The sequence below is a fragment of the Streptomyces sp. NPDC037288 genome (genome assembly GCF_055603265.1).
Map to the genome: position 1 here is coordinate 1 of NZ_JBVJVY010000238.1, position 1,046 is coordinate 1,046.

Consider the following 1,046-nt stretch of genomic DNA (forward strand, 5'->3'; position numbering starts at 1 on the left):
TCGGCGGCGGCCTGGGCGCGCTTGGCCAGGACCCGCTTGGTGAGGGCCTTCATCGCGGGCTCGCGCTCCTTGAGGTCGGCGACGAGCGGCGTGGCGATGAAGATCGACGAGTAGGCACCGGCCGCGAGGCCGACGAACAGCGACAGCGAGATGTCGTTCAGCGTGCCGGCGCCGAGGAAGCCACCGCCGATGAACAGCAGGCCCGCCACCGGCAGCAGGGCGACCACGGTGGTGTTGATGGAGCGGACCAGGGTGCCGTTGATCGACTGGTTGGCGATGTCGCTGTAGGTGAGGCGGGTCTGCTTGGTGATGTCCTTCGTCTGCTCCTTGAGGCTGTCGAAGACGACGACCGTGTCGTAGAGCGAGTAACCGAGGATGGTCAGCAGACCGATGACCGTACCGGGCGTGACCTCGAAGCCGACCAGGGCGTAGATACCGGTCGTGATGGTGATGTCGTGGATCAGCGCGACCAGGGCCGCGACGGCCATGCGCCATTCGAAGGCGATGGCCAGGTAGATCACCACGAGCACCATGAAGATGCCCAGGCCCTCCCAGGCCTTGTTGGCGATCTGCTCACCCCAGCTCGGGCCGACCAGGTCGGCGGCGAGCTTCTCGGGGTTGAGGTTCAGGTCCTTGGCCAGCGTCTGCTTGATCTTGTCGGACTCGCCGGTGTCGATGCCGGCGATCTGGATGCGCAGGCTGCCGTTGCCGAGCTTCTGCACGATCGCCTCATGACCGGAGGCCTCTTTGGCGTAGCTCTCCGCCTGGGCCACCGAGGTGCTCATCCTGGTCGGCGTGGTGAAGACCGCGCCGCCCTTGAACTCGATGCCCATGTTCAGCCCGCGCACCGCCAGGCCGACGATGGCCGTGATGGTGATCAGGATGGAGATGCCGTACCAGATCTTGCGCTTGCCGACGAAGTCGTACGAGATTTCGCCGCGGTGCAGTCGAGCGCCGAGGTTGCCCAGTTTCGACATCGCTCAGGCCTCCTTCGGGTCGACAGAGCCGGCGGCAGGACCGGCGGGACGGCGGGTGCGGCGCAGCGG

Annotated in this window: 1 protein-coding gene; it reads right to left on the reverse strand. The window is 66.4% G+C overall.

Features of this window, described 5'->3' with window-relative positions; genetic code table 11:
- On the reverse strand, nt 1-977 hold a 977-nt coding region (gene secF / locus ACZ7GZ_RS43510; protein ID WP_471033422.1), incomplete at its 3' end, for a protein translocase subunit SecF.
- Nucleotides 978-1,046 lie beyond the last annotated feature (69 nt).